General features: G+C 62.0%; 1 protein-coding gene. It reads right to left on the bottom strand.

The window, feature by feature from the left end:
- Positions 1–134 precede the first annotated feature (134 nt).
- Complete coding sequence (locus BUB57_RS16210) at positions 135–1,067, bottom strand: IS5 family transposase (protein WP_073068871.1); 933 nt, start codon at positions 1,065–1,067, stop codon at positions 135–137.
- Between the last annotated feature and the right edge of the window lie 142 nt (positions 1,068–1,209).

The following is a 1,209-nucleotide window of genomic DNA, read 5'->3' as shown; positions in this document are numbered from 1 at the left end:
CATCATGAGGCCGGACACATGTCAGCACCCGACAACGCGCCAAGATCAGCTTCAAAATCCCTCTTGCGCTTGGGGCGGTTACACATGTTGCACAAAGCCTCTGATGTCCGAGGTTCCCCTTTCCCCGGACGGATTTATCCCGCGGTTTCTGTGACAGGAATGCCGAGCGCGGTGTAGCCGTTCATGACGGCGATGCGGATCTGGACCTCCGCGACCTGTCGGTCAAAGTCCCGCGCCATGAGGCGCTGCCCCAGCAGTTTCATACAGTGCATCTTCGTTTCGGCACGGCTTCGTCGGTGGTATCCGCTCCATCGTCGCCAAAGCGCGCGGCCCAGATATTTCGCGGCGCGCAGGGCTTCGTTTCGCGCGGCGGCACCGGCGGTGAGGGTCTTCCACGGCTTTGCATTCTTCCGGGGCGGTATGACGGCATGTGCGCCGCGGTCGGCAATGGCATCGTGGCATTTGCGTGTGTCATAGGCACCGTCGGCGGTGACGCTGCCGATCTGCTCGTCCGCCGGGATCTGACCGAGCAGGTCGGGTAGCACCGGGGCATCACCGATGTGGCTCCCCGTGATCTCGACGGCTCGAACCTCCAGTGTTTGCTCGTCGATTCCGAGATGGATCTTGCGCCACACACGCCGTTTGGGGCCGCCATGCTTGCGGGCGTGCCATTCGCCTTCTCCCTCGACTTTGATCCCGGTGCTATCAATCAGCAGGTGCAACGGGCCCGTGGAGCCGCGGTAGGGGATGTTGACAGCCAAGGCCTTCTGACGGCGCGACAGCGTGCTGAAGTCGGGCACCGTCCAGTCGAGGCCAACCAGTCGCAGCAGGCTCTCGACGAAGCCGGTCGTCTGCCGGAGCGCCATGCCAAACAGCACCTTCATCGAAAGGCACGTCTGGATCGCGGCATCGCTGTAGGTCTGCTGGCGACCACGCCTGCCTGTCGGAGCGGCATCCCAGTTCATCGCGGGGTCGAACCAGATCGTCAGCGAGCCTCGGCGCTTGAGTGCTTCATTGTAGGCTGGCCAGTTCCTGGTCCTGTAGGTCGGGGGTGTGGGTCTGCTCATGCATCACAGCTACCACGCTGGATTCACGAGATGAATCCCTCACGCGATTTGTGCAACATGTGTAACCGCCCCAAGCGCAAGAGGGATTTTGAAGCTGATCTTGGCGCGTTGTCGGGTGCTGACATGTGTCCGGCCTCATGAT

Origin of the sequence: Paracoccus solventivorans (assembly GCF_900142875.1) — a bacterium.
Lineage (GTDB): Bacteria > Pseudomonadota > Alphaproteobacteria > Rhodobacterales > Rhodobacteraceae > Paracoccus > Paracoccus solventivorans.
This window is presented reverse-complemented; position numbering and strand designations above follow the sequence as displayed.